Genomic DNA, 21,654 nt, shown 5'->3' on the forward strand with positions numbered 1-21,654 from the left:
CTCGCAAGGATCACCTGCCCACCGCAGCGGTGGGCCCAGGGTGCTCAATTGGACCAAGTCACGCGTAAAAAGCGCGTAACAAAGCGCCCCTCAATCGCCCTGAAAACCACCGGCGCGGCAGGTCACCACCAGCGTGTCGCGCCAGCCCAGGGCGTCGCCCTCCAGCGGCTGGATGGGTGTGCTCTCGTGGATCACGCGCGCATCGTCCAGCAGCAGCAACGACCACGGCTCGCGCAGCGTGAAACGCTGGCCACCCGGGCCATTGGCTTCAAACACCCGGCTCTCGCCGCCCTTGATGCCGTGGCGGCCCACCATGAACACGGCCACCAGGTCCACGCCGTCGCGGTGCGCGCCTTCTGGCGTGGGACGGCCAATGCCGTCCGTGGTGTCGATGCGAAACGGATGCGCCTCCACGAACCAGGGCTGCGCACCGCGCAGCGCGCTGGCCACCTCGCCCAGGCGCGTGATCAAACGGCTCCAGACCGGCTGCCCGACCACTGCCGGCTCCATGGGTTCAAACCAGCGCTGCATGCCACCGTGCAAGGCGTTGTATTCCAGCGGCTGCCAGTGCGCCCGGTGTGGTGACTGCTGCACCTGTTCCCGGTCCACCACAAAGCAGCTGTGGCGCCGGCTGCGGTAGCGCCCGCCGTCCTTCAGGTAGGCGTCGGCCGGCAGTTGGTCCCAGCCGGCGTGCAAGGCCCGCAGTTCATCGGCACTGGCGGGCAACCAGTCGGCCACGCTGGTGGCGCTGAGCAGTGCGAATCCTGTGGTCTTGAGGGATGCATCGAGCTGGTGGAGGGGGACGTAGGGTGGCTGGAATTCGCTGGTCATGGAGCGGCAGTTTACCGGCGTCACCGAGCGCGGCGACGCGGCTTGACTCGCTTTCATGCGCTGGATCAAAGCGCCGTCGTCCGACCGGGCGCAAGCTCCGCGCAGGCTGGGTGGATCCCGGCCAAGGAGGCAAACATGCAGGCTTTGAAATGGACCCCCGCGTTGTGGCTGGGCTTTGAACCCATGGACGGGATGAACCGCGAATTCATGGAACGGCTGGGAAGCGCGCAAGCCGCGCCAGACGACCGACTGGTCGAGACCTGGCAGGCGCTGGTGCAGCACGCCGTGGTGCATTTCGGTACCGAGGATGCCTGGATGCGCCGGGAGGCCTTTGCCACGGCAGATCAGCACACCCTGGAACACCGCGTGGTGCTCAATCTGCTGCGCGAAGGCCTGGGCCAGGCGCAGGGCGGTGACCTCGCGCCGGCCCGGCAGATGGCGGCCGAGCTGTCCGCGTGGTTCAGCCGGCACACGCAGTCGCTCGATGCTGCCCTGGCCCTGCACATGCGCCGCGTCACCTCCGAAACGGTCTGAATCGCCGGTTGGTGGTCCAATCGTCGGCCACAGAGGAGCACTTCATGACCGAAGCCACGCCCGCCACCGAGAGCCCATCCGAACCACCGCGACCACCGTCGGTGTTCGACCTGGCAGTGACCGACCTGCGCGCAGGCGATCCGCTGCAATGGCTTCGTCTGGGCTGGGCCGACTTCATGCGCTGCCCACGCATCGGCCTCTTCTACGGCTTGTGCTTTTTCCTCATGGGCCATGCACTGCTGGCGGTCTTTCGCGCAGCACCGGCCTACGTGCTGGCCTTGAGCGCGGGCTTCCTGCTCATGGGCCCGTTTCTCTGCCTGGGCCTGTACGACGTCAGCCGTGCGCTGCAGAACGGTCAACGTCCGTCGCTGCGGGCCTCGCTGCTGGCGTGGCGGCCAACGCAGGGCACCATGGCGATCTTCGCGGGCGTGCTGCTGATCCTGGAGATGCTGTGGGGCCGCGCCTCGCTGGTGGTGTTTGCCGTGACCTTCAACACCATGCCATCCACCACCAACCTCCTGGCCCAGCTGATCAACCCGGAGAACCTGTCGTTCCTGATCACCTACACCGTGGTCGGTGGCCTCTTTGCCGCCCTCATCTTCGTGACCAGCGTGATCTCCATACCGATGATCATGGACCGCCAGGTGGACGCGATCTCCGCGGGCCTCACCAGCATCCGCGCTTGTCTGCAAAACCCGGGCGTGATGCTGCAGTGGGGCGCGCTGATCACGCTGCTGGTGGGACTGGCGATGCTGCCGCTGTTTGCGGGCCTGTTCGTGATCGGGCCGGTGGTGGGCCATGCCACCTGGCACGCCTACCAGGGCACGGTGAGCGACCCGGCCTGAGGGAACTCAGCGACCGGGTGGTGTGTCGCCGCGCTGGCCGCTGCCGCGTCGGCCAGGGCGTTTGCCCAGCAACGCGGGCTCGATGCTGTCTTCAAAGAGTGGCCACAGGGCCTGAACGCGCTCGAGCGCCACCTCTTCACCCATGGATCGGCACAGCCGCTGGTGCAGCTCCACCCGCATGAACCACAGGCTTTTCGGATCCACCGCCACCAGCAAGCGGTGGCGCAGGCGCTCGTCTTCCCAGCTGGGTTCGTTGGGCAGCAGCTCCAGCATGGCGCGGCGGATGCGGGACAACGCGGCGGGATCGTGGCGAACCGGATCGCTCACAAGGCGTTGCGTGACGGTGTCCAGGATGGTGGTGAAGATGCGCATCGGGTAGCAATCTTTTTTGTTTGAGCCATGAACCAACACAACGCATGCAGGGGGGTGCGTATTACCGCGCTTCCACCCCGCTTTGTAACACGCGTGACGGTATGTATCAACGATCTGCGCTCGAGACAGGGGCGCCGGCGGGCCGGTTCGGGTCGGTCTCGCGCCACAGACGCACGGTCAGCCACCAGCCGATGAGCGAATTGGTGAGTGCAAACACGCTCACGACGAGCCGGATGCCCATGGGTGGATCGTTCAGTTGCAGGAAACCGACCATGAAACTGGAAAGTGCGTTGAATCCCAACATGAGCCAGAACAGGCCGCGCCGGGGCTGCCAGAGGCGGTGAACGATGTGAGCGATGGAGGGCATGCCGTCATTGTGCCGGTGGGGCCTTGCGGGCCTCCTGCTCCTGAAGCAGCCGCCACATCACCTTGCCACTGCCGCTCTTGGGCAGGGCGGCGAGGAACTCCACCGTGCGCGGGCATTTGTAAACCGCCATGTGCTCGCGGCACCAGTCCAGGATGTCCTGCTCGCTCGTGGTCGCACGGTGCGATTCGCGCAGCACCACCACGGCCTTCACGCTCTCGCCGCGGTAGGCGTCGGTGGTGGCGATCACGCAGGCTTCGGCGATGGCAGGGTGCTTGAACATCAGCACCTCCACCTCGGCCGGCCAGACCTTGAAGCCGCTGGCATTGATCATGCGTTTGAGCCGGTCGGTGATGAAGTAGTAGCCGTCTTCATCGATGCGGCCGAGGTCGCCCGAGCGGAAGAAACGTTTGCCCTCGACGGTAATGAAGGCGGCCTCGGTGGCCTCCGGCCGTTTCCAGTAGCCATCGAACACCTCGGGCCCGCAGATGATGATCTCGCCGGCTTCGCCCTGCGGCATCTCCTGGAGCGTGATCGGATCGACCACGCGCGCTTCGGTGCTCAGGAACGGAATGCCCAGGCACTGCTGCTTCGGGTGGTCGGGTGGGTTGTTGTGCGACGGCGCGGCCGTCTCGGTGAGGCCATAGCCCTCCGAATAGCGCAGGCCGTACTGCTCGAGCAGGCGCTGCGCCACCGCCTGCGGCATGGCCGCGCCGCCACCGCCGACCAGCACCAGGCTGGAAAGGTCGTATTGGTCGAAGCGCGGGCTGGCCAGCAAGTCGATGACCATGGTGGGGATGTTGGTCCAGTGCGTGACGCGCCAACGCGAGATGAGCTGGCCAGCGAGTTCGCGGTCCCAGCGGGGCATCACCACCAGGGTCGCGCCGTTGTAGATGGACGCATGCATGCCCGCCACCATGCCGGTGATGTGGAACATGGGCACCACGAGCAGGCCCACGTTCTCCGAGGTGCTGTTCGTCCACAGGCCCACGGCCACGGCGTTGTGCATGAGCGTGCGGTGCGGGTGCATGCAACCCTTGGGCAGCCCGGTGGTGCCACTGGTGTAGGGCAGCACGGCGAGGTCGTCCGGGCCGCGGTTGTGGGCGGGCGCGGTGCCGCTGCAGGCCAGGGCCTCGGCCCAGTCGCTCACCGTGCCGCCCGGCAGCGTGGGCACAGCATGGTGCGTGCCCAGCCACTCGGCCCAGGCAGGCGGTATCTCGGCCTGCGGACCGAAAGCGTCGCTGTAGTGCGAGACAACCAGGTGGCGCAGGCGACCACTCTCGGGCACCTCGGCATTGGCCTTGATCAACTCGCCGGCCAGGTCGGCCGCGGCAATCGCCACGCGCGCGTCGGGGTCGGTGATGTAGTGCTGCAGCTCGTCCGACCGGTTCATCGGATTGACCGGCACCACCACCGCATTGGCCCGCAGGATGGCGAAGTGCGCCACGATCCACTGTGGGCAGTTCTGCATCAGCAAGATCACGCGATCACCGTCTTGCACACCTTGTGCGCGCAGGTGGGCCGCCAGCCGCTCGGCCTGTTCCAGCAACTGCCGGTACGTCAGCACCTGGTCGAAGAAAACCAGCGCGGTCTTGTCGGGGTAGCGCTGCGCACTGACTGCCAGGTTGTGCCACAGCGAAGTGGCTGGCGGGTTGATCCGGTGCGGCAGGCGCTTGGGCCAGAAGCGGTGGTGAGGCGCGGAAGGGCCCGCTTCCCCCGTGGTGATGTTGTTCATGCGCTGGTCTCCGTTGTTCTGCGTTTGGGCCGAAGGATACGGGTCACCCTCTACGAAAGAAAACACGACTTGTCGCGGGAGAGACCGCGACCACCATTCCCTCAATGGCACAGAACCTGCGTACCCAAGTTCACGGGCGAGCGCGTGCTGCCATCGCGATGTTGTCATGTGCTATTTGCATGGCTTTCACACGTAAACCCCGATCCCGGGCCCAAAACCCGGGGGATACATTCGGTTGCGGTCGCGATGCGCACCCAATAGGTGCGCTTCCAGCGCCGACGGACATTCTTTCAAACACCTTGGAGAGACCTGATGACGATGACGACCCTGAAACTCGCAGCCCTGGGCCTGAGCGCCGCGGCCACCCTGGCCAGCATGCCCGCACACGCGGGCAAGGACCTCGATGCCATCAAGAAGCGTGGCGAGCTGATCTGTGGGGTCAACACCGCACTGCCCGGCTTCTCGGCGGCCGACAGCCAGGGCAAGTGGAGTGGCATGGATGTGGATGTGTGCCGTTCGGTGGCAGCAGCGGTGCTCAGCAGCCCGGACAAGGTGCGCTACGTCCCCCTGACCGCCCAGCAACGCTTCACCGCCTTGCAGTCCGGCGAGATCGACATGCTGGCGCGCAACACCACCTGGACCCTGACCCGTGACGCGTCGTTGGGCCTGACCTTCACCGGCGTGAACTTCTATGACGGCCAGGGTTTCATGGTGCCCAAGAAGCTCAACGTGAAAAGCGCCAAGCAGCTCAAAGGCGCGACGGTGTGCGTGCAGTCCGGCACCACGACCGAACTCAACCTGACCGACTACTCGCGCGCCAACAAGCTCAACATCAAACCGGTGGTGTTTGAAAAGCTCGAAGCCGCGCTGGCCGCTTACTCGTCCGGGCGCTGCCAGGCCTACACCACCGACGCCTCGGGCCTGGCCTCCAGCCGCGCCAAGGACATGGCAAAGCCCGACGACCACGTGATCCTGCCCGAGCTGATCTCCAAGGAACCCCTGGGCCCGGCCGTGCGCCGGGGTGACGACGAGTGGGCCGCCATCGTCCGGTGGGTCGGCTTTGCGCTGCTGGAAGCCGAGGAGTACGAAGTGACCCAGGCCAATGCCGACCAGATGAAGACGGGCAGCACCAATCCGGGCGTGATGCGCCTGCTGGGCGCGGGCACCGAAGACACCGGCAAGCTGCTGGGCCTGGACAAGGAATGGGCGCTTCGCGCCGTCAAGGCCACCGGCAACTACGGTGAAATCTTCGAGCGCCATGTCGGCCCCAAGACCGCCATCGGCCTGCCCCGCGGCAGCAACAACCTCTGGAGCAAGGGCGGTCTGATGTACGCACCACCGGTGCGCTGAACCCACGTGCCGCTGCACAGCAGCACGACCGCATGACAGTCAAGAGCACCGGGGCGAAAGCTCCGGTGCTTCTTTTAAGTCTCTCTCTGGTTCACCCACATCCGAGGCTGTCTTGAAATCCCCCTCACCTCCACCCCGACAGCGCCAGTGGTCACTCAACAGTCGAGCCACGCGTGGCCTGCTGTTCCAGTTGGTCGCACTGGTCCTGATCGCACTCGGCATCTGGTTCCTCGCGCACAACACGCAACGCAACATGCAGGTGCGTGGCATCCAGAGCGGTTTCGATTTCCTGAGCTCCGCGGCCGGCTTCGACATCGGCGAAACCCTCATCGCCTACGACCCGAGCGAGAGCTACGGCAAGGCCATCTGGGTCGGCGTGCTCAACACCCTGAAGGTGGCCGCACTCGGCATCTTCTTCACCACCATCCTGGGTGTTCTGCTGGGTGTGGGCCGCTTCTCGCGCAACGGGCTGGTGCGGGGCATCTGCTATGGCTACGTGGAGCTGTTCCGCAACGTGCCCATCCTGCTGCAGCTGCTGATGTGGTACCTGATCTTCATCGAGATCCTGCCGGCCTCCAACGAGGCCTGGAGCATCTCTGGCCTGTTTTTTCTGAGCAAGGGCGGGTTCGCCTTTCCCTACCCCACCGCCGGTCTGGGCGGCGTCACCGCTGGGGTGGCCGTGGGGCTGCTGGCCGTGTGGCTGTGGCTGCGCAGGGTTCAGCAGCGTTTTGAAGCCACCGGGCAAGATGGCGACCGACTGTGGACCCCCATCGCACTGGTCATCGCGTGCGCCGTCGCTGGCTGGGCGATCTCCGGCATGCCGACCGAGTGGAACGTGCCCGAGCAATTGGTGTTCATGGTCGACGGCGGCGTGTCGGCCACACCCGAGTTCATGACCGTCCTCCTGGGACTGGTCATGTACACCTCGGCCTTCGTGGCCGAAGTGGTGCGCAGCGGCATCCAGTCGGTGAGCCGCGGCCAGGACGAAGCGGCCGCCGCGCTGGGCCTGGACCCACGCCAGAAGATGAAGCTGGTGGTGCTGCCGCAAGCCATGCGGGTGATCGTGCCGCCCCTGACCAACCAGTACCTCAACCTGACCAAGAACTCTTCGCTGGCGGTGGCCATCGGCTACCCGGACGTGGTGTCGATCGCCAACACCACCATCAACCAGAGCGGCCGCGCGGTGGAGTGCATCGCCATCATCATGCTGGTCTACCTCACCACATCGCTCAGCACATCGCTGCTGATGAACTGGTACAACCAGCGCGTGGCGATCAAGGAGCGATGAACATGTCCGACACGTTCATGCCCATCGCCCCCCGCCCTTCCCCGGTCAAAAACTCGGGCCTCGTGCCCTGGATACGGCGCAACCTGTTTGCCGACTGGCGCAGCACCATCGTCACGCTGTTCGTGCTCGGCCTGCTGGCCTGGGTGCTGCCCGGCTTCATCCGCTGGGTGCTGATCGACGCCGTGATGCGCGCCGACTCCGAAGCCTGCCAGGCCGCGCGAGGCGTGGGTGCCTGCTGGGGTGTGGTGGCCGAGAAGTACCGCATCATCCTGTTCGGCCGTTACCCGTTCGACGAGCAGTGGCGCCCGCTGGTGGCCACCTCGCTCATGATGGGTGGCCTCGTCCTGAGTTGTGTGCGCTTCTTCTGGAAACCCTGGCTGGCGCTCATGTGGGTGGGCATCCTCGCGCTGTTCTTCATCCTCATGGGGGGCGGCGTGTTCGGCTTGTCGAACGTGCGCACCGACCTTTGGGGCGGTCTGCCCCTCACCGTGATGCTGGCCACACTGTCCATCTTCTTCGCCTTCCCGCTGGCGGTGGTGGTGGCGCTGGGGCGGCGCGGGCGGCTGCCCGCGATCCGCACCGCCTGCATCATCTACATCGAGCTCATCCGGGGCGTGCCGCTGATCTCGGTGCTGTTCATGGCGTCGTTCATGTTTCCGCTCTTCATGCCGCAAGGCGTGACGCTGGACGTGCTGGTGCGCGTGATCGCCGGCATCACGCTGTTTGCCGCCGCCTACATGGCCGAGATCATCCGCGGCGGCCTGCAGGCCATCCCCAAGGGCCAGCTTGAGGCGGCCGACACGCTGGGTCTGACCTACTGGCAGACGCAACGCAAGATCGTGTTGCCGCAGGCGCTGGCGATGGTGGTGCCCAGCATCATGAACACCTTCATCTCGCTGTTCAAGGACACCTCTCTGGTCACCATCGTCTCGCTCTACGAGCTCACCGGCGCGCTGGCGCTGGCACTGAATGCGGACGTGAACTGGCGCCCGTTCAAGCTGGAGGCCTACCTCTTCATCACCCTCATCTACTTCACGGTGTGCTTCGCGATGTCGCGCTACAGCCTGTGGGTCGAGAAACAACTGAGCGCCAGCAAGGCCCGCTGAAGGAACAAGAACATGTCAGATCCCATCATCCGTTTCGACAAAGTCAACAAGTGGTACGGCAACGACTTCCACGTGCTGCGCGACATCGACCTCGATGTGGCCAGGGGCGAACGCATCGTGGTGTGTGGACCGTCCGGCTCGGGCAAATCCACGCTGATCCGCTGCATCAACCGGCTCGAGGAACACCAGCAGGGCCACCTCTTCGTTGACGGTATCGAACTCACCGACGACATCAAGGCGATCGACCAGGTGCGCAGGAACGTGGGCATGGTGTTCCAGCAGTTCAACCTGTTCCCCCACCTGACCGTGCTGGAAAACCTCACGCTCTCACCCATGTGGGTGGGCAAGATGCCGAAAAAGGAGGCCGAGGAAAAGGCCATGGTGCAGTTGCAGAGGGTGCAGATTGCCGAGCAGGCCGGCAAGTACCCCTTGCAGCTCTCGGGCGGGCAGCAGCAGCGTGTGGCGATTGCCCGCGCGCTGTGCCTCACGCCCAAGATCATGCTGTTCGACGAGCCCACCTCGGCGCTCGACCCGGAGATGATCAAGGAGGTGCTCGACGTGATGGTGGAGCTGGCCAACCTGGGCATCACCATGATCTGCGTGACGCACGAAATGGGCTTTGCCAAAGCCGTGGCCGATCGCGTGATCTTCATGGACCAGGGCCAGATCGTCGAGCAGAACACGCCCACCGAATTCTTCAACCATCCGCAGAACGAACGCAGCCGGGACTTCCTCTCCAAGATCCTCGGACATTGATTCGTAACGCTTCTTTTCAGGGCAGGGTTTTTGACTTGTGAGGGTCATGTGGCGCTGACACAATGCGCGGGTTCTCAAGGAGGCCCGCATGACCACACAACCCCCGTTCACCGTTCAACGACTTTCCTGGCTGCGCTGGAGTTGCACCACCGCCTTGGGACTGTCGGTGTGGTGCGCAGGCGCGGCGCTGGCCTTTGACGCACAGGGTCACCGGGGCGCGCGGGGCCTGGCACCCGAGAACACGCTTGCGAGCATCGAGCAAGCCCTCGCCATTGGTGTGACCACGATCGAATTCGACGTTGTGCTCAGCTCTGAGGGCGTGCCCGTGATCTCGCACGACACCACGCCCAACCCCGACATCACGCGCGACGCCAGCGGCAAATGGTTGCAGTCGCGCGGCAAGCCATTCAACCAGCTGAGCCTGGAGCAGATCGCCAGCCTGGACGTCGGGCGCATCAACCCGTCGAGCCGCTACGCACGCGACTTCCAGAACCAGGCGCCGCAAGACGGTGAGCGCATCCCCACACTGGCGTCCGTGTTCGAGCGGGTCAAGCGGCTGGGCGCGGGCCATGTGCGCTTCAACATCGAGCTCAAGATGCATCCCCTTCGCCCAGAGGAGTCGCCCGAGCCCGAGGCGTTCGTGCGCGCCGTCGCCGCCGTCATCAACAGCCACGGCATGGCCTCGCGCACGACCCTTCAAAGCTTCGACTGGCGGGTACTCAAGGCCAGTGAGGCCATCGCACCCGCCCTGCCGCGCTCGTTCCTGTCGGCCCAGATGCCACGCTTCAACACCTTGGCCGATGGAGCATGGACCTCGGGTATGAAGCTGGCCGATTTTGAAGATGCACCTGCCATGGTGGCCGCCGCAGGCGGCAAGCTCTGGTCACCCCAATTCAACGACCTCAGCCAGGCCACGCTGGCGCGCGCGCGCACGCTCAACCTGCGCGTGATTCCCTGGACGGTGAATGAGGTCAGCGACATGGCGCGGCTGATCGATTGGGGCGTGGACGGACTGATCACCGACTACCCCGACCGATTGCGCACGGTGATGCAGCAACGCGGCATGGTGCTGCCACCGACCGTGGTCACCCCGACGGCCAACGCGAAGCTGACGCTGCCCGCCGCCACCCCGGAGCCAGTGCGCTTCGGTGTGGCCCCCGACCTGCGCTGAGCCGAGTGGCTACCGACCTCCGGTCGGCTCGGGTGTAAGCGGGCGGCCGAGCGGCCGACCAACCGCCATTCCCCACCTGGAGATGGCCATGACCCACACCTCACGCGCACTGCCCTGCATCACGGCCCTCGCAGCCACCCTCGGGGCCGCGGGGGCAGCCGCGCAGACCTGCGAGGTCCGCTCCGGCCCGAGGCCGCCCGCGGTGGTGGAGCTCTACACGTCCGAAGGCTGCAGCTCGTGCCCGCCGGCCGACCGCTGGCTGTCCACCCTCAAGGCCAAGGACAACGTGCTGGCGCTCTCCTTCCATGTGAACTACTGGAACCACCTGGGCTGGCGCGACCCGTTCGCCACACCGGAGACCACCGCCCGCCAGTACCGGCTGAAAGAGGCACTGGGTGGCAAATACGTCTACACGCCACAGATCGTGCTCAATGGTCGCGACCACCGCAGCTGGAGCGGCCAAAGCGCCAGCAGCCTGATCGGTTTGCCCGCTGCGGCCGCGCCGGCCTTGCACCTGCGCCGCCAAGGCAACGTGGTCACAGCGCAGATCGCGTCTGCCCCGGGCACCGAGCTCGCAGGCTATTGGGCTGTGCTGCAGGACGGCCTGATCAGCAAGGTCACGCGCGGCGAGAACGCGGGAGAAGACCTCCGACACGACCATGTGGTGAGCCGGTACCTGCCGGTGCCACCCTGGGACGCCGCCCAAGGCGGCAGCACCCAGCTCACACTGCCCTCGGGCGCGCCCCAGCGCGTGGCTTTCGTGGTGACGAACCCCGGCCTGACGCAGCCAGTGCAGGCACTGGTGCTGCAATGCCCCACCTGAAAGACGCGACTTCCAGCACCGTGGATGGAACCAACACCGGCTGATCCGTATCATTTCCACCCATGCGCCACCGGTTCCTCGTCCTCATGATCGCCCTGCTGCCCCTGCGCGGCTGGGTGGGTGGGTGACGCCATGGCGGTGGCCGAGCGCTTTGCCAGTCAACCTGGGTCAGGTGCTGCCCAAAGCTTGACCCAACAGGAGACCACCATGCAACGACGTTCCCTCTTCAGCACCGCGGCGGCATTGATCGCCGGCGCAGCCCTGCCCGCCTGGGCGCAAACACCACCCGCCCTGCCCGTGCTGCAGGTCTGGAAAGACCCCAACTGCGGCTGCTGCCAGGACTGGGTGAGTTACCTCCAGGCCGACGGCTTTCAGGTGCAGGTGTTCGACACCGGCAACGCGGCCGTCCGCAAGCGCCTGGGCCTGCCCGAGAAGTTCGGCTCGTGCCACACCGGCCTGATCGGTGGCTACGTGATCGAAGGCCACGTGAACGCGCGCGAGATCCGCCGCCTGCTGGCCGAGAAGCCCAAGGCCATCGGTCTGGCCGTGCCAGGCATGCCGGTGGGCAGCCCGGGCATGGACGGTGCCGTGTACGGCGAGCGCCGCGACGCCTACGACGTGGTGCTGGTGCAGCCCGACGGCACGGGTCGCGTGTACCAGCACTACGCCGGCAACGCGGCGGGCTTCAAACGCACGGCCACCGCAGGCGAGACCTTGCCCATGGTGGAAGCCGAGGTCCGCCGCGTGGACACCGCCACCGGCAAGATCTCGCTCAAGCACGGCGAGATCAAAAACCTGGACATGCCGCCCATGACCATGGTGTTCCAGGTGAAAGACACCGCGCTGCTGGGCAAGATCAAGGCCGGCGACAGGGTGCGTTTCACAGCGATGCAGGTCAATGGCGCCTACACCGTGATGAGCATCGAGCCGATGCCCTGAGCCGATCTCAAAGGTCCGCGACAACAGCTCCTTGCAGGGTGCCGTGCTAATGTCGCGGCATGCCAAAAACCCTTCGCTACACGCTCATCTCATTGCGCGAGATGGTCGTGTCATTCGGCCCCTTTGCCCTGCTCACCATCGCGCTGCTGGGCGTGGCCTATTGGTGGCTCAACCCCACGCCGCCCAAGCGGGTGGTGCTGGCCACCGGCCCGGAACAAAGCGCTTACGCCGAGTTCGGCAAGCGCTACGCCGAGGCGCTGGCGCGCTACGGCATCACGGTCGAGCTGCTGTCATCCGAAGGGTCTTCCGCCAACCTCGAACTGCTGCGCACCGGCAAGGCCGATCTCGGCTTTGTGCAGGGTGGCACGGCCGACATCGGCTACGACGAGGAAGACAGCATCACCTCGCTGGGCAGCCTGTTCGTGGAACCGCTGTGGCTCTTCTACCGCGAAGACTCGGCCAGGCGACTGCGCAAATCCCCCACCGTGAACCACCTCGCCGAGCTCAGCGGCTGGCGGGTGAACGTGGGCACCGGTGGCAGTGGCGTGCCACGCCTGTTCTCCACACTCCTCGACGTGAACCGCGTCGACCCGAAGCAGATGCGCCTGAGCAAACTGGAGCAGACCCCGGCCACGGTGGCCTTTCTGGGTGGTGAAATCGACGCCGTGGTGTTCGCCTCGGCGCCCGAGTCGCTGATGGTGCAGATGCTGCTGCAGACGCCGGGCGTGAAGTTGCTGGACTTCGCGCAAAGCGAAGCCTATTCACGGCGCTTTGGTTACCTCACGCCGGTGGTCATGCCGCAGGGCGTGGTGGACCTGGCGCGCAACATACCGAGTCGCGACGTGCGACTGGTCGCCTCCACCACCAGCTTGCTGGCGCACAGCGACACCCACCCCGCCATCCTGCAGCTCTTCGCGCAAACGGCCACCGGGCTGCACGGTGGCTCGGGCTGGTTCAGCAAAGCGAGCGAATACCCCAGCCTGGAGCACAGCGAGGTGCCGATTTCCCCTGAGGCCTCTCGCGCCATCAAGAACGGTGCACCGTTCCTGCAGCGCTACCTGCCTTTCTGGCTGGCCAACCTGATCGAACGCATGTGGCTGGCCATGGGCCTGATCCTGGCGCTGGCGCTGCCGCTCTCGCGCATCGTGCCCCCGCTCTACACCTTCCGCATCCGCAAGCGGGTGTTCCGCTGGTACGCCGAACTGCGCGACGTGGAGCAGCGCTTCGAGACCGCGCCCGACAAGGCGCCCGAACTCGTCGAGCAGCTCGACGCGATGGAGTCGAAGGTGGAGAAGGTGGTGATGCCGCTGTCGTACACCGACGAACTCTATGCGCTGCGCAACAACATCCATCTGGTGCGCAAGAAACTGCTTAGAAAGGTCTGAGCACGTTTCGCCGCAGGGCCGCCCCAAGGCAAAACAGCCCCCTCGGGGGGCAGCGACCCGCGCAGCGGCGGAGCGTGGGGGGAGGTTTAAAGGCCGTCGGCCTTGATACTGTTCAGCCAGGCTTGACGTGTGACTTCGTCCAGCGCTTCATCGACCACGCCGTGGTCCGCCACCACACGCAGTTTGTCCTGCTCGATCAGCCGATCGAGGCCGCGGCGGGTCATGGACAGCGATCGACCATTGACGCCCGCGAACAGGAACAGCGTGCCGTGCGGGCTGGCCCAGGTGATCTGGCACCGCAGGGCCTGACCGTCCTGCCACACGTCCACCCAGGTGCCCACGCTGAGTTGTGACGGCGATTGCGCCGCCATCTCCGCCTTCAAGTCCACCCAGTCGCGCTGCAGGGGCTGGGTGTCCACGAAGGACGGTTGGGTGTCGGGCAAGGAGTCGTCCATGAAGCAGGTGTCGCGCGCCTCGGCGGGCTGCATCCACGGCTCCATGTCGTCCTCGAACTGCTCACTGGGCTGTACATCCTGGGGCGGCTCGGCGCGCTGGGTCTTGTAGGCCGCTTCGTGCAAACCCATGAGGGCCTGAAAGAAAGCTTCGGCCTGTTCGCGCGGGTAGTCGATCGAGTCCAGACCTTCGCGCAGGGTGCGCAGCACGGTCGGGATCACCTTGACCAGACGCGGGCGGTTCAGACTCGCCACCGCCAGCTGACTCGACCACAGCAGGTCGGGAAGGATGTCCGTGTAACGCATCGCCGGCACTTCGGAGGTGCCCAGGCCAGTGGCGTTGGAGACCTCCAGTCGTGCCTGCGCCACCACCTGCGCCCATGGGCCGGTGAGGAAGCGCCTGACCACCCCGGGGGACCGGTCAAAGTCGTTGCGCGACCGGAATTCCGCGGCCACCCGCTCGGCCAGCAGGTTGCGCTGCTCCACACGCACCAGGGTCTTCACAGCCAGGCCGCGCGCCTTCACCTGCTCGGGGGCCATGGCCTCGGTCTGCGAGCGGTTGAAGTGCTGCAGCAAGCCTGGAAACCGATCAGCGAGATCCGGGCCGGGCTTCTGCAACGTGTCGATGATGCCGCGCACCTGGCGCGAAAATGCGGCGTAGCCACGGTCCTGCTCGTTCGTGTAGGCCAGGCTGTGTTCGGTGATGGCGTCCAGCAAGCGGCGCGCGGGGTTCTGTCGGTCGGCGAAAAAGCGCGGGTCGGTGCGGGCCACTTGCAGCAAGGCGGGCTTCATGCCCTGCAGCATCTCGCGCACCGGTCGCAACAAGCGTTCGTCGGCAGAGATCTGCTTGAGCATGAGCGAGACCACCTCGCTGGCGAGCGTGCGCACCATGGCATTGCTCGCCCCAGCGGTGCCGGGCTGGCGCAGGGGCTCTTCGTCGGGCTGCTCCAGGTTGCCCACCAGCAGTTGGTGCAAATGATCGAGCGTGAGCAGGGCATCTGTTCCCAGGCCGGTCTCTTCCGGCACACCACCGGCCCGTCGGCCCATGGGGGCGTCGGCCGTGGCGGTGCGGGCATCGGGCAACTGGATCACGGCATAGCCGGCCGCCTGCACGCCCATGCGGTCCAGCAAGGCGCTCAGGCGTGTGTACAGACCTTGCAGTTCGTGGCCCAGGGAAATGGCGCCGGTTTGCAGCCAGCGCGAACGCACGGCCGGCGCGACGCTCAATCCTTTGAGTGCTTTCATCAAGGCGCTCACCACCACATCGGCGCGCAACGGGTTGGCTTCCGCATTCACACTGTGCATGCCCTGTGCGGTGCACAGGCGAGCGGTGAGCTCAACGACTTCATGATCGACCGTCATGCTGACAATCTGCTGCACGCGGGCCAGCTCGACCGTCTCCTGAACCTGGTCGTCGCCCATGAGTTCGAGTTCGTCAAAGCTCACCGACCTGGCCCGGCGCGGCTGCGCGTCGGTGCCCGGCAAGGCGTTGCCCACCGAATCGCCAAGTGCTGCGAGAAACCGGGTCGCGATCAGGTCGCGATGCGACTCCAGCGCGGTGCGCGCATCGACAAAAACCTGCTTGTCGCCCAACTGGCGGGCCGACAGTTCCTTTTCCTTGAGCGCGGCGTGCAGATGGTCCAGCCAACGCGGCACCCACTCGCGCGTCTGGGCGAGCGCCTCCTTGAGGCAGGCGTCAAAAGCCTGGAGATGGGTATCCATGCGGGCGGGTTCCTTCAGTCGTGTGGCCAAGGTCGGGGGGTTGAAACATTGTGACCAGCAGCCACCCCGCGCACAACCGGGAAAAGAAACCGAATGTCCCGGCTGTTCACTCTTTAGCCATGAGGGCTCGCCAGCCGTCGGTGCCCAGCTCGCGCAGGGTTTGCAGGTTGCGTTCGACGATGGCGTCGGCGTCACCACCTTCGCTGGCCACGGCGCGTTCCACGCTCTCCTCGCGCAGCAGGTGCAGGGTGGGATACGGTGCCCGGTTGGTGCAGTTGGTCACGTCGTCGGGCTCGGTGCCCTCGAACTGGAACAAGGGGTGAAAAGGCGCCACCTGGATCACACCCTCAAGCTCGTGCTCGACCACCACGTCATCCACCACATTGAGGAAGTCGTTGAACACCTCGAAGTCGGGAAACAGCGTGGCGTGCACCAGCAAGGTGGTGTCGATCTCCTCGGCCGGCGTGTTCACCAACAAGGCCAGCTCGCGGTCGAGGTCGTCCAGAAACGCATCCAGATGACGCGCCTGGCTGACCACGATGCGCACCTGGTTCTTCACGTACACCGCCCGTGCGAACGGGCACAGGTTCAGGCCGATGACGGCCTTTTCCAGCCAGTGCCGTGTTGCGGCTTCGACGTCCAGCATCACTTCAAGGCTTTGAAGCGCATGCGCTTGGGCTTGGCGCCCTCTTCACCCAAACGCTTCTTCTTGTCGGCTTCGTATTCCTGGTAGTTGCCGTTGAAGAACACCCACTGGCTGTCGCCTTCGGCGGCCAGGATGTGGGTGGCAATGCGGTCGAGGAACCAGCGATCGTGGCTGATGACCAGCGCACAACCGGCGAACTCGAGCAACGCGTCTTCGAGCGCGCGCAGGGTTTCCACGTCCAGGTCGTTCGAGGGTTCATCGAGCAGCAACACGTTGCCGCCTTCGGCCAGGGTCTTGGCCAGGTGCAGGCGTCCGCGTTCACCGCCCGAGAGGCTGCCCACGCGTTTTTGCTGGTCGCCGCCGGAGAAGTTGAAGCGACCGCAATAGGCGCGGCTGGGCATCTGGAACTTGCCCACAGTGATCATGTCCAGACCGCCCGAGACGTCCTCCCACACCGTCTTTTCGTTCTGTAGATCGTCGCGACTCTGGTCCACCACGGCCATGCGCACCGTCTGGCCGATCTTCACCTCGCCGCTGTCGGGCTGCTCCTTGCCGGAGATCAACTTGAACAGCGTGGACTTGCCCGCGCCGTTGGGGCCGATGATGCCGACGATGGCGCCTGCCGGAATCTGGAAGCTGAGGTTGTCGATCAGCAGGCGGTCACCGAAGCTCTTGCTCACGTTCTTGAACTCGAACACTTCATTGCCCAGGCGCTCGGCCACAGGAATGAAGATCTCGTTGGTCTCGTTGCGCTTCTGGTAGTCGACGTCGCTCAGTTCTTCAAAGCGCGCCAGACGCGCCTTGCTCTTGGCCTGACGGCCCTTGGGGTTCTGGCGCACCCACTCCAGTTCTTTCTTCATGGCTTTGGTGCGCGCATCTTCGGTGCGCTGCTCCTGCTCCAGACGGGCTTCCTTCTGCTCCAGCCAGGTCGAGTAGTTGCCCTTGTACGGAATGCCGTGGCCACGATCGAGTTCCAGAATCCACTCGGCCGCGTTGTCCAGGAAATAGCGATCGTGGGTGATGGCCACCACGGTGCCGGGGAAGCGCTTCAAGAACTGCTCCAGCCAGTCCACCGACTCGGCGTCAAGGTGGTTGGTGGGTTCGTCGAGCAACAGCATGTCGGGCTTGGACAGCAACATGCAGCACAACGCCACGCGGCGTTTCTCACCGCCGGAGAGCACGCCGACCTTGGCGTCCCACGGGGGCAGGCGCAGTGCATCGGCCGCGATTTCCAGCTGGTGTTCACCGTCGGTGCCCGAGGTGGAGATGACGGCTTCGAGCTGGGCCTGCTCGGCGGCCAGGGCGTCGAAATCCGCGTCTTCCTCAGCGTAGGCGGCGTACACCTCTTCGAGGCGCTTCTGCGCGGCGCGCACGCCGCTCATGCTGTTTTCCACCGCTTCACGCACGGTCTGCTCGGGGTCGAGCTGTGGTTCTTGCGGCAGGTAGCCGATTCGGATGCCCGGCATCGGGATGGCTTCGCCCTCGATTTCCTTGTCGATGCCGGCCATGATCTTGAGCAGCGTGGACTTGCCCGAACCGTTGGTGCCGAGCACGCCGATCTTGGCGCCGGGGAAGAAGGAGAGCGAAATGTCCTTGAGGATCTGACGCTTCGGGGGCACGATCTTGCCGACCCGATTCATGGAAAAGACGTATTGAGCCATTGCTGTGTGTGCCTGAGGAATCTGCAGCCAGGACGGCCGCGCAACCTCTGATTATCCCAGCATGCGACAATACGGCTCGTTGGGCACTTCAGTTGGCTCAACACCAGCCCTTCGCTGGGGTGCTCGCCAATCACTGGTCGGCACCAAACCCCTGAATCCATCTGCCCCAGACTGGCCGGGTGCCGCTTCCAACACCGAAGCGGCTCACGGAGTGGCCGATGCCCCCAGCGCCCTGGACGGGCGCCTCCAAAAAAATGACCTTTGACGATCTGAATCTGGCTCCGGCCATCGTGCAAGCCGTGCGTGAGCACGGTTACGAAACCCCCACCCCCATTCAAGTGGAAGCGATCCCCGCCGTGCTGGCGGGTCGCGATCTGCTCGGTGGCGCCCAGACGGGCACCGGCAAGACCGCTGCCTTCACCCTGCCTCTGCTGCAACGCCTGGCCGACGGCGAACGCGCCAAGAACCGCTTCGGTGGCGTGGCCATCCGCGCGCTGGTGCTCACCCCCACCCGCGAACTCGCCGCGCAGGTCGAGGAATCTGTGCGCACCTACGGCAAACACCTCACCCTGACATCCACCGTCGTCTTCGGCGGCGTGGGCATGAACCCGCAGATCAACGCCATGAAACGCGGCGTGGACATTCTGGTGGCCACCCCCGGCCGCCTGCTCGATCTGCAACAGCAAGGTTTCCTGGACCTCTCCGGCGTGCAGATGCTCGTGCTCGACGAAGCCGACCGCATGCTCGACATGGGCTTCATCCACGACGTGAAGAAGATCCTGGCGCTGGTGCCCAAGGACAAGCAGAGCCTGCTGTTCTCGGCCACCTTCAGCGACGAGATCCGTGACCTGGCCAGCGCCCTGCTCAAAGACCCGCTGCACATCCAGGTGACCCCGCGCAACACCACGGTGCAGCGCATCACCCAGGTGATCCACCCGGTGGGCCGCGGCAAGAAGAAGGCCCTGCTGGTGCACATCATCAACCAGCACAACTGGAGCCAGGTGCTGGTGTTCACCCGCACCAAGTTCGGCGCCAACAACGTGGCCGAGTACCTCACCAAGAACGGCATCCAGGCCATGGCGCTGCACGGCAACAAGAGCCAGGGTGCCCGCACCCAGGCGCTGGCCGGCTTCAAGAGCGGCGACATCCGCGCCCTGGTGGCCACCGACATCGCGGCGCGCGGCATCGACATCGATGAACTGCCGCACGTCGTGAACTACGAAATTCCCAACGTCAGCGAAGACTACGTGCACCGCATCGGCCGCACCGGCCGCGCGGGCAACGACGGCGCCGCGGTCAACCTGGTGAGCCTGGACGAAGAAGGCTTCATGATGGAGATCGAGCGCTTCACCAAGCAGCGCATCCCCGTGCAGATGTTCCCCGATTTCATGCCCGAGCCGGGTGAGAAGGCCGAACCCATCGCCATGGGCCGCCAGACCATCTGGGGCGGCGCCGGCAAGCCGCCGAGCCGCGACGTGATGGCCGCGGCCGCCAAGGCCGCGCGCACGGAAATGATGCAGCGCGTGCGCGAGAAGAAAGCCGGTGAGCCCCAGCAGGCTCGCGGCAATGGTGGCGGCGGCGGTGGCCAGCGCCAGCGTCCTGCCGGTGATGGCGCCCAGATCGACGGCCCGCGCGGCGAAGGCCGTCGCGGTGGTGGTGGCAACGGTGGCGGTCAGCGCGCGAATGGCAACGGGGGCAACGGTGGTGGCAATGGCCAACCACGTGGCAACAACGGCCCACGCAACGGCGGCGGCCAGGGCCAGCGCCCTCCGCGTCAGCAGGCCGACCGTGGTGACCGCATGGACCGCGCACCGCGCGAAGACCGTGGCCCGCGTGAAGACCGCGAACCCGGCGCCGAGCGCCAGCCCGGACCCAACGCCCACCTGGGCAGCCTGCGCATCAAGGAACCGCGCCCACGCGCGGCCAACCCCGGTGGCCAGCCCGATCCGCTGCGCACCAGCATCGACGCCATGCGCACCGGCAACCGCGGTGGCAAGGGTGGTGGTGGTGGCGGCCGCGGCGGCCCGCGCAATGCGGGTGGCGGCGGTGGTGGTGGCGGCAACGCCGATCCCCTGCGCACCAACTACGGCCGGATCCGCTGAACGCATCTGCTGAACTACAGTGCGGTCATGCAAAACGACCGCGCCAATCCTTCTCCCGACGCCCCGTCTGCCTTCATCGGCAACGGGGCGTCGCCACGTTGGGCCACGCTCATGGTGGCCACCTGCAACGTGCTCAACCTCGCGCAGCCCGGGCGCCATTTCTACGACGGGCAGGACCCCTACAGCCAGACCGAGTTCGAGCGCAAGGTGGACTGGCTGGGCAACCGCTTCAGGGCGCTCAACGCCGATGTGATCGCGGTGCAGGAAGTGTGGGACGAACTCGCCCTGCGCGCGGCCGTGGCGCGAAGCGGATTGCAATACAGCTCGGTGGTGGTGCCTGGCGCCGAGAACGGCCCGGGACAAATCGGCGCACAGGGCACGCCGCGCGTGGGCATCGTCACCCGGTTGAAGCTGGAGTCGGTCGAGTCCCTCATCAACTTCCCCGCCGCCGCCATGGTGCAGGTGCCCGGCATCGGCGCCCACACCCGCTTCGAGCGCCCGCCGCTGGTGGCCACGCTGCGCCTGAAGCACGGCCAACCTGTGTGCGTGATCACCGCACACCTCAAGAGCAAGCGGCCGAAGTACCTGGAAGACGCCAGTGGCAAGACCATCGAAGACACCGCCGACCCTGCCGTGCAGGCGCTGGGGTCCCTGCGTTCCTTGATCATGCGGGCCGGTGAAGCGCTGGCGCTGCGACTGAAGGTGGTGGAACTGCTGCACCGCACGCGCCTGCCATTGGTGTTCATGGGTGATCTCAACGACAGCCCGCACAGCGTGACCACCCAGCTCATTGCCGCCACCTCGCAGGTGGCCTACGACAAGGGCGCGCGCGACAACGCGCTGTTCAGCGCGTGGGATGTGCAGGGCGAGGCCGCGCTGCGCCGCGACGTGGCCTATTCACACATCCACCAGGGCTACCCAGAGGTGCTCGACCAGGTGCTGGTGAGCGAGGAGTTCGTGGCCACCAGCCGCAGTGCCATCGGCGATGTGCGGCGGGTGGAGGTGTTCAACGACCACCTGTTCGAAGGCCGTGACCGCAGCCGCAGCGACCATGGCTTTGTGCGCGCACTGCTCAGGCTGCGCCTGCCCGATCCGGTGTGAGCGTCAGACCTTGACGAAAGCGGTCACCAGCGGGTCGTCACCCACCTGCCGGCTCCAGTGGCCGTGCAACGCCGCATCGAACGTGGCACCCGCGGGCAGTGTGTCGGCCGAATAAAAGTGGTCGCCCGCGCCGAAGACGCGCGAACTGCCGTCCTGCAAGCCGATTTCCATCTGCCCCTGGAGCACGAACAGCCACTGCGGTGCGTCGGTGCAATGGAACTGGCTGCGAAAACCCACCGGGCTCTGGCGCAACTGCAAGCCCTTCGCAGGCAACACCGGCGACAAGCGGGCCGCAGGCGTGCCCTCGGTGAGGTCGACCGGGTCCTCGCGGAATCGCGCGCGGCCATCGGTGTCGGTGAACAGCACGACCTTGTTGAACGGGATCATGAGCGGCTCCTGAAAACGGTGCCCGGTTGTACCAGACGGCAAAACGCCCGACATCCTGTGGAGGACACCGGGCGTTGGCATCGC

Annotated in this window: 20 protein-coding genes; 12 read left to right on the forward strand and 8 right to left on the reverse strand. The window is 65.7% G+C overall.

The window, feature by feature from the left end; translation table 11 throughout:
• Positions 1–90 precede the first annotated feature (90 nt).
• Positions 91–831 (reverse strand): 2OG-Fe dioxygenase family protein, encoded by a 741-nt coding sequence (locus tag IV113_RS04185; protein WP_291081096.1) that lies wholly within the window; start codon positions 829–831, stop codon positions 91–93.
• A gap of 135 nt (positions 832–966) precedes the next feature.
• On the opposite strand from IV113_RS04185, the gene IV113_RS04190 reads away from it, so the two are divergent.
• Both IV113_RS04190 and IV113_RS04195 read left to right on the forward strand, forming a co-directional pair.
• Positions 967–1,365: a hemerythrin domain-containing protein gene (locus tag IV113_RS04190; protein ID WP_291081098.1), complete on the forward strand. Its 399-nt coding sequence runs from the start codon at positions 967–969 to the stop codon at positions 1,363–1,365.
• Between the two features lie 44 nt (positions 1,366–1,409).
• Positions 1,410–2,210, forward strand: coding sequence for a DUF2189 domain-containing protein (locus IV113_RS04195; protein WP_291081099.1), 801 nt, complete (start codon positions 1,410–1,412; stop codon positions 2,208–2,210).
• Positions 2,211–2,216: 6 nt separating this feature from the next.
• Here the strand turns inward: IV113_RS04195 and IV113_RS04200 are convergent, their stop codons facing one another.
• The 3 genes from IV113_RS04200 to IV113_RS04210 form a co-directional block, all read right to left on the reverse strand.
• The gene (locus IV113_RS04200) at positions 2,217–2,582 is read right to left on the reverse strand and encodes a hypothetical protein (protein ID WP_291081101.1); all 366 of its coding nucleotides are present in this window, start codon (positions 2,580–2,582) and stop codon (positions 2,217–2,219) included.
• 106 nt (positions 2,583–2,688) lie between these two features.
• Entirely contained in the window at positions 2,689–2,949 is a 261-nt protein-coding gene (locus IV113_RS04205) for a hypothetical protein (RefSeq protein WP_291081103.1), read from the reverse strand.
• Positions 2,950–2,953: 4 nt separating this feature from the next.
• Positions 2,954–4,681 (reverse strand): long-chain fatty acid--CoA ligase, encoded by a 1,728-nt coding sequence (locus IV113_RS04210; RefSeq protein WP_291081105.1) that lies wholly within the window; start codon positions 4,679–4,681, stop codon positions 2,954–2,956.
• Between the two features lie 312 nt (positions 4,682–4,993).
• Between IV113_RS04210 and IV113_RS04215 the strand changes: the two genes are divergently transcribed.
• From IV113_RS04215 to IV113_RS04255, 8 genes are all read left to right on the forward strand, one after another.
• Entirely contained in the window at positions 4,994–6,031 is a 1,038-nt protein-coding gene (locus tag IV113_RS04215) for an amino acid ABC transporter substrate-binding protein (RefSeq protein ID WP_291081107.1), read from the forward strand.
• Between the two features lie 112 nt (positions 6,032–6,143).
• Positions 6,144–7,319, forward strand: a complete 1,176-nt coding sequence (locus tag IV113_RS04220; RefSeq protein ID WP_291081109.1) for an ABC transporter permease subunit — start codon at positions 6,144–6,146, stop codon at positions 7,317–7,319.
• Positions 7,320–7,321: 2 nt separating this feature from the next.
• Positions 7,322–8,425: an amino acid ABC transporter permease gene (locus tag IV113_RS04225; RefSeq protein WP_291081111.1), complete on the forward strand. Its 1,104-nt coding sequence runs from the start codon at positions 7,322–7,324 to the stop codon at positions 8,423–8,425.
• Positions 8,426–8,437: 12 nt separating this feature from the next.
• Entirely contained in the window at positions 8,438–9,181 is a 744-nt protein-coding gene (locus IV113_RS04230) for an amino acid ABC transporter ATP-binding protein (protein ID WP_291081113.1), read from the forward strand.
• An 88-nt stretch (positions 9,182–9,269) separates the two neighbouring features.
• Positions 9,270–10,352 (forward strand): glycerophosphodiester phosphodiesterase, encoded by a 1,083-nt coding sequence (locus tag IV113_RS04235; RefSeq protein ID WP_291081115.1) that lies wholly within the window; start codon positions 9,270–9,272, stop codon positions 10,350–10,352.
• A gap of 88 nt (positions 10,353–10,440) precedes the next feature.
• A complete protein-coding gene (locus tag IV113_RS04240) occupies positions 10,441–11,175 on the forward strand; it encodes a DUF1223 domain-containing protein (protein WP_291081117.1) in 735 nt (244 codons plus the stop codon).
• Between the two features lie 207 nt (positions 11,176–11,382).
• Positions 11,383–12,114 (forward strand): DUF411 domain-containing protein, encoded by a 732-nt coding sequence (locus IV113_RS26200; RefSeq protein ID WP_363318579.1) that lies wholly within the window; start codon positions 11,383–11,385, stop codon positions 12,112–12,114.
• A gap of 59 nt (positions 12,115–12,173) precedes the next feature.
• Positions 12,174–13,499, forward strand: a complete 1,326-nt coding sequence (locus tag IV113_RS04255; RefSeq protein WP_291081119.1) for a TAXI family TRAP transporter solute-binding subunit — start codon at positions 12,174–12,176, stop codon at positions 13,497–13,499.
• 86 nt (positions 13,500–13,585) lie between these two features.
• Here IV113_RS04255 and IV113_RS04260 read toward each other — a convergent pair whose 3' ends face one another.
• The 3 genes from IV113_RS04260 to ettA all read right to left on the reverse strand — a co-directional run bounded on the left by IV113_RS04260 (position 13,586) and on the right by ettA (position 17,980).
• Positions 13,586–15,673 (reverse strand): DUF1631 family protein, encoded by a 2,088-nt coding sequence (locus IV113_RS04260; RefSeq protein ID WP_291081121.1) that lies wholly within the window; start codon positions 15,671–15,673, stop codon positions 13,586–13,588.
• A gap of 106 nt (positions 15,674–15,779) precedes the next feature.
• Positions 15,780–16,319 (reverse strand): DUF1415 domain-containing protein, encoded by a 540-nt coding sequence (locus IV113_RS04265; protein ID WP_291081123.1) that lies wholly within the window; start codon positions 16,317–16,319, stop codon positions 15,780–15,782.
• Complete coding sequence (ettA, locus tag IV113_RS04270) at positions 16,319–17,980, reverse strand: energy-dependent translational throttle protein EttA (protein ID WP_291081126.1); 1,662 nt, start codon at positions 17,978–17,980, stop codon at positions 16,319–16,321. The genes IV113_RS04265 and ettA overlap by 1 nt, the downstream gene beginning before the upstream one ends.
• A 254-nt stretch (positions 17,981–18,234) precedes the next feature.
• On the opposite strand from ettA, the gene IV113_RS04275 reads away from it, so the two are divergent.
• A complete protein-coding gene (locus tag IV113_RS04275; RefSeq protein WP_291081189.1) occupies positions 18,235–20,082 on the forward strand; it encodes a DEAD/DEAH box helicase in 1,848 nt (615 codons plus the stop codon).
• A 111-nt stretch (positions 20,083–20,193) separates the two neighbouring features.
• A complete protein-coding gene (locus IV113_RS04280) occupies positions 20,194–21,183 on the forward strand; it encodes an endonuclease/exonuclease/phosphatase family protein (protein ID WP_291081191.1) in 990 nt (329 codons plus the stop codon).
• 3 nt (positions 21,184–21,186) lie between these two features.
• Here the strand turns inward: IV113_RS04280 and IV113_RS04285 are convergent, their stop codons facing one another.
• Positions 21,187–21,570 (reverse strand): hypothetical protein, encoded by a 384-nt coding sequence (locus IV113_RS04285; protein ID WP_291081128.1) that lies wholly within the window; start codon positions 21,568–21,570, stop codon positions 21,187–21,189.
• Positions 21,571–21,654: the final 84 nt, after the last annotated feature.

It is taken from the genome of Hydrogenophaga sp. (genome assembly GCF_018780385.1).
Classification (GTDB): domain Bacteria; phylum Pseudomonadota; class Gammaproteobacteria; order Burkholderiales; family Burkholderiaceae_C; genus Hydrogenophaga.

Excerpts from the sequence above, each read along its gene's own strand:
- IV113_RS04185 (WP_291081096.1), bottom strand. The coding sequence starts at position 831 with ATGACCAGCGAATTCCAGCCACCCTACGTCCCCCTCCACCAGCTCGAT.
- IV113_RS04190 (WP_291081098.1), top strand. The coding sequence starts at position 967 with ATGCAGGCTTTGAAATGGACCCCCGCGTTGTGGCTGGGCTTTGAACCC.
- IV113_RS04195 (WP_291081099.1), top strand. The coding sequence starts at position 1,410 with ATGACCGAAGCCACGCCCGCCACCGAGAGCCCATCCGAACCACCGCGA.
- IV113_RS04200 (WP_291081101.1), bottom strand. The coding sequence starts at position 2,582 with ATGCGCATCTTCACCACCATCCTGGACACCGTCACGCAACGCCTTGTG.
- IV113_RS04205 (WP_291081103.1), bottom strand. The coding sequence starts at position 2,949 with ATGCCCTCCATCGCTCACATCGTTCACCGCCTCTGGCAGCCCCGGCGC.
- IV113_RS04210 (WP_291081105.1), bottom strand. The coding sequence starts at position 4,681 with ATGAACAACATCACCACGGGGGAAGCGGGCCCTTCCGCGCCTCACCAC.
- IV113_RS04215 (WP_291081107.1), top strand. The coding sequence starts at position 4,994 with ATGACGATGACGACCCTGAAACTCGCAGCCCTGGGCCTGAGCGCCGCG.
- IV113_RS04225 (WP_291081111.1), top strand. The coding sequence starts at position 7,322 with ATGTCCGACACGTTCATGCCCATCGCCCCCCGCCCTTCCCCGGTCAAA.
- IV113_RS04230 (WP_291081113.1), top strand. The coding sequence starts at position 8,438 with ATGTCAGATCCCATCATCCGTTTCGACAAAGTCAACAAGTGGTACGGC.
- IV113_RS04235 (WP_291081115.1), top strand. The coding sequence starts at position 9,270 with ATGACCACACAACCCCCGTTCACCGTTCAACGACTTTCCTGGCTGCGC.
- IV113_RS04240 (WP_291081117.1), top strand. The coding sequence starts at position 10,441 with ATGACCCACACCTCACGCGCACTGCCCTGCATCACGGCCCTCGCAGCC.
- IV113_RS26200 (WP_363318579.1), top strand. The coding sequence starts at position 11,383 with ATGCAACGACGTTCCCTCTTCAGCACCGCGGCGGCATTGATCGCCGGC.
- IV113_RS04255 (WP_291081119.1), top strand. The coding sequence starts at position 12,174 with ATGCCAAAAACCCTTCGCTACACGCTCATCTCATTGCGCGAGATGGTC.
- IV113_RS04260 (WP_291081121.1), bottom strand. The coding sequence starts at position 15,673 with ATGGATACCCATCTCCAGGCTTTTGACGCCTGCCTCAAGGAGGCGCTC.
- IV113_RS04265 (WP_291081123.1), bottom strand. The coding sequence starts at position 16,319 with ATGCTGGACGTCGAAGCCGCAACACGGCACTGGCTGGAAAAGGCCGTC.
- ettA (WP_291081126.1), bottom strand. The coding sequence starts at position 17,980 with ATGGCTCAATACGTCTTTTCCATGAATCGGGTCGGCAAGATCGTGCCC.
- IV113_RS04275 (WP_291081189.1), top strand. The coding sequence starts at position 18,235 with ATGACCTTTGACGATCTGAATCTGGCTCCGGCCATCGTGCAAGCCGTG.
- IV113_RS04280 (WP_291081191.1), top strand. The coding sequence starts at position 20,194 with ATGGTGGCCACCTGCAACGTGCTCAACCTCGCGCAGCCCGGGCGCCAT.
- IV113_RS04285 (WP_291081128.1), bottom strand. The coding sequence starts at position 21,570 with ATGATCCCGTTCAACAAGGTCGTGCTGTTCACCGACACCGATGGCCGC.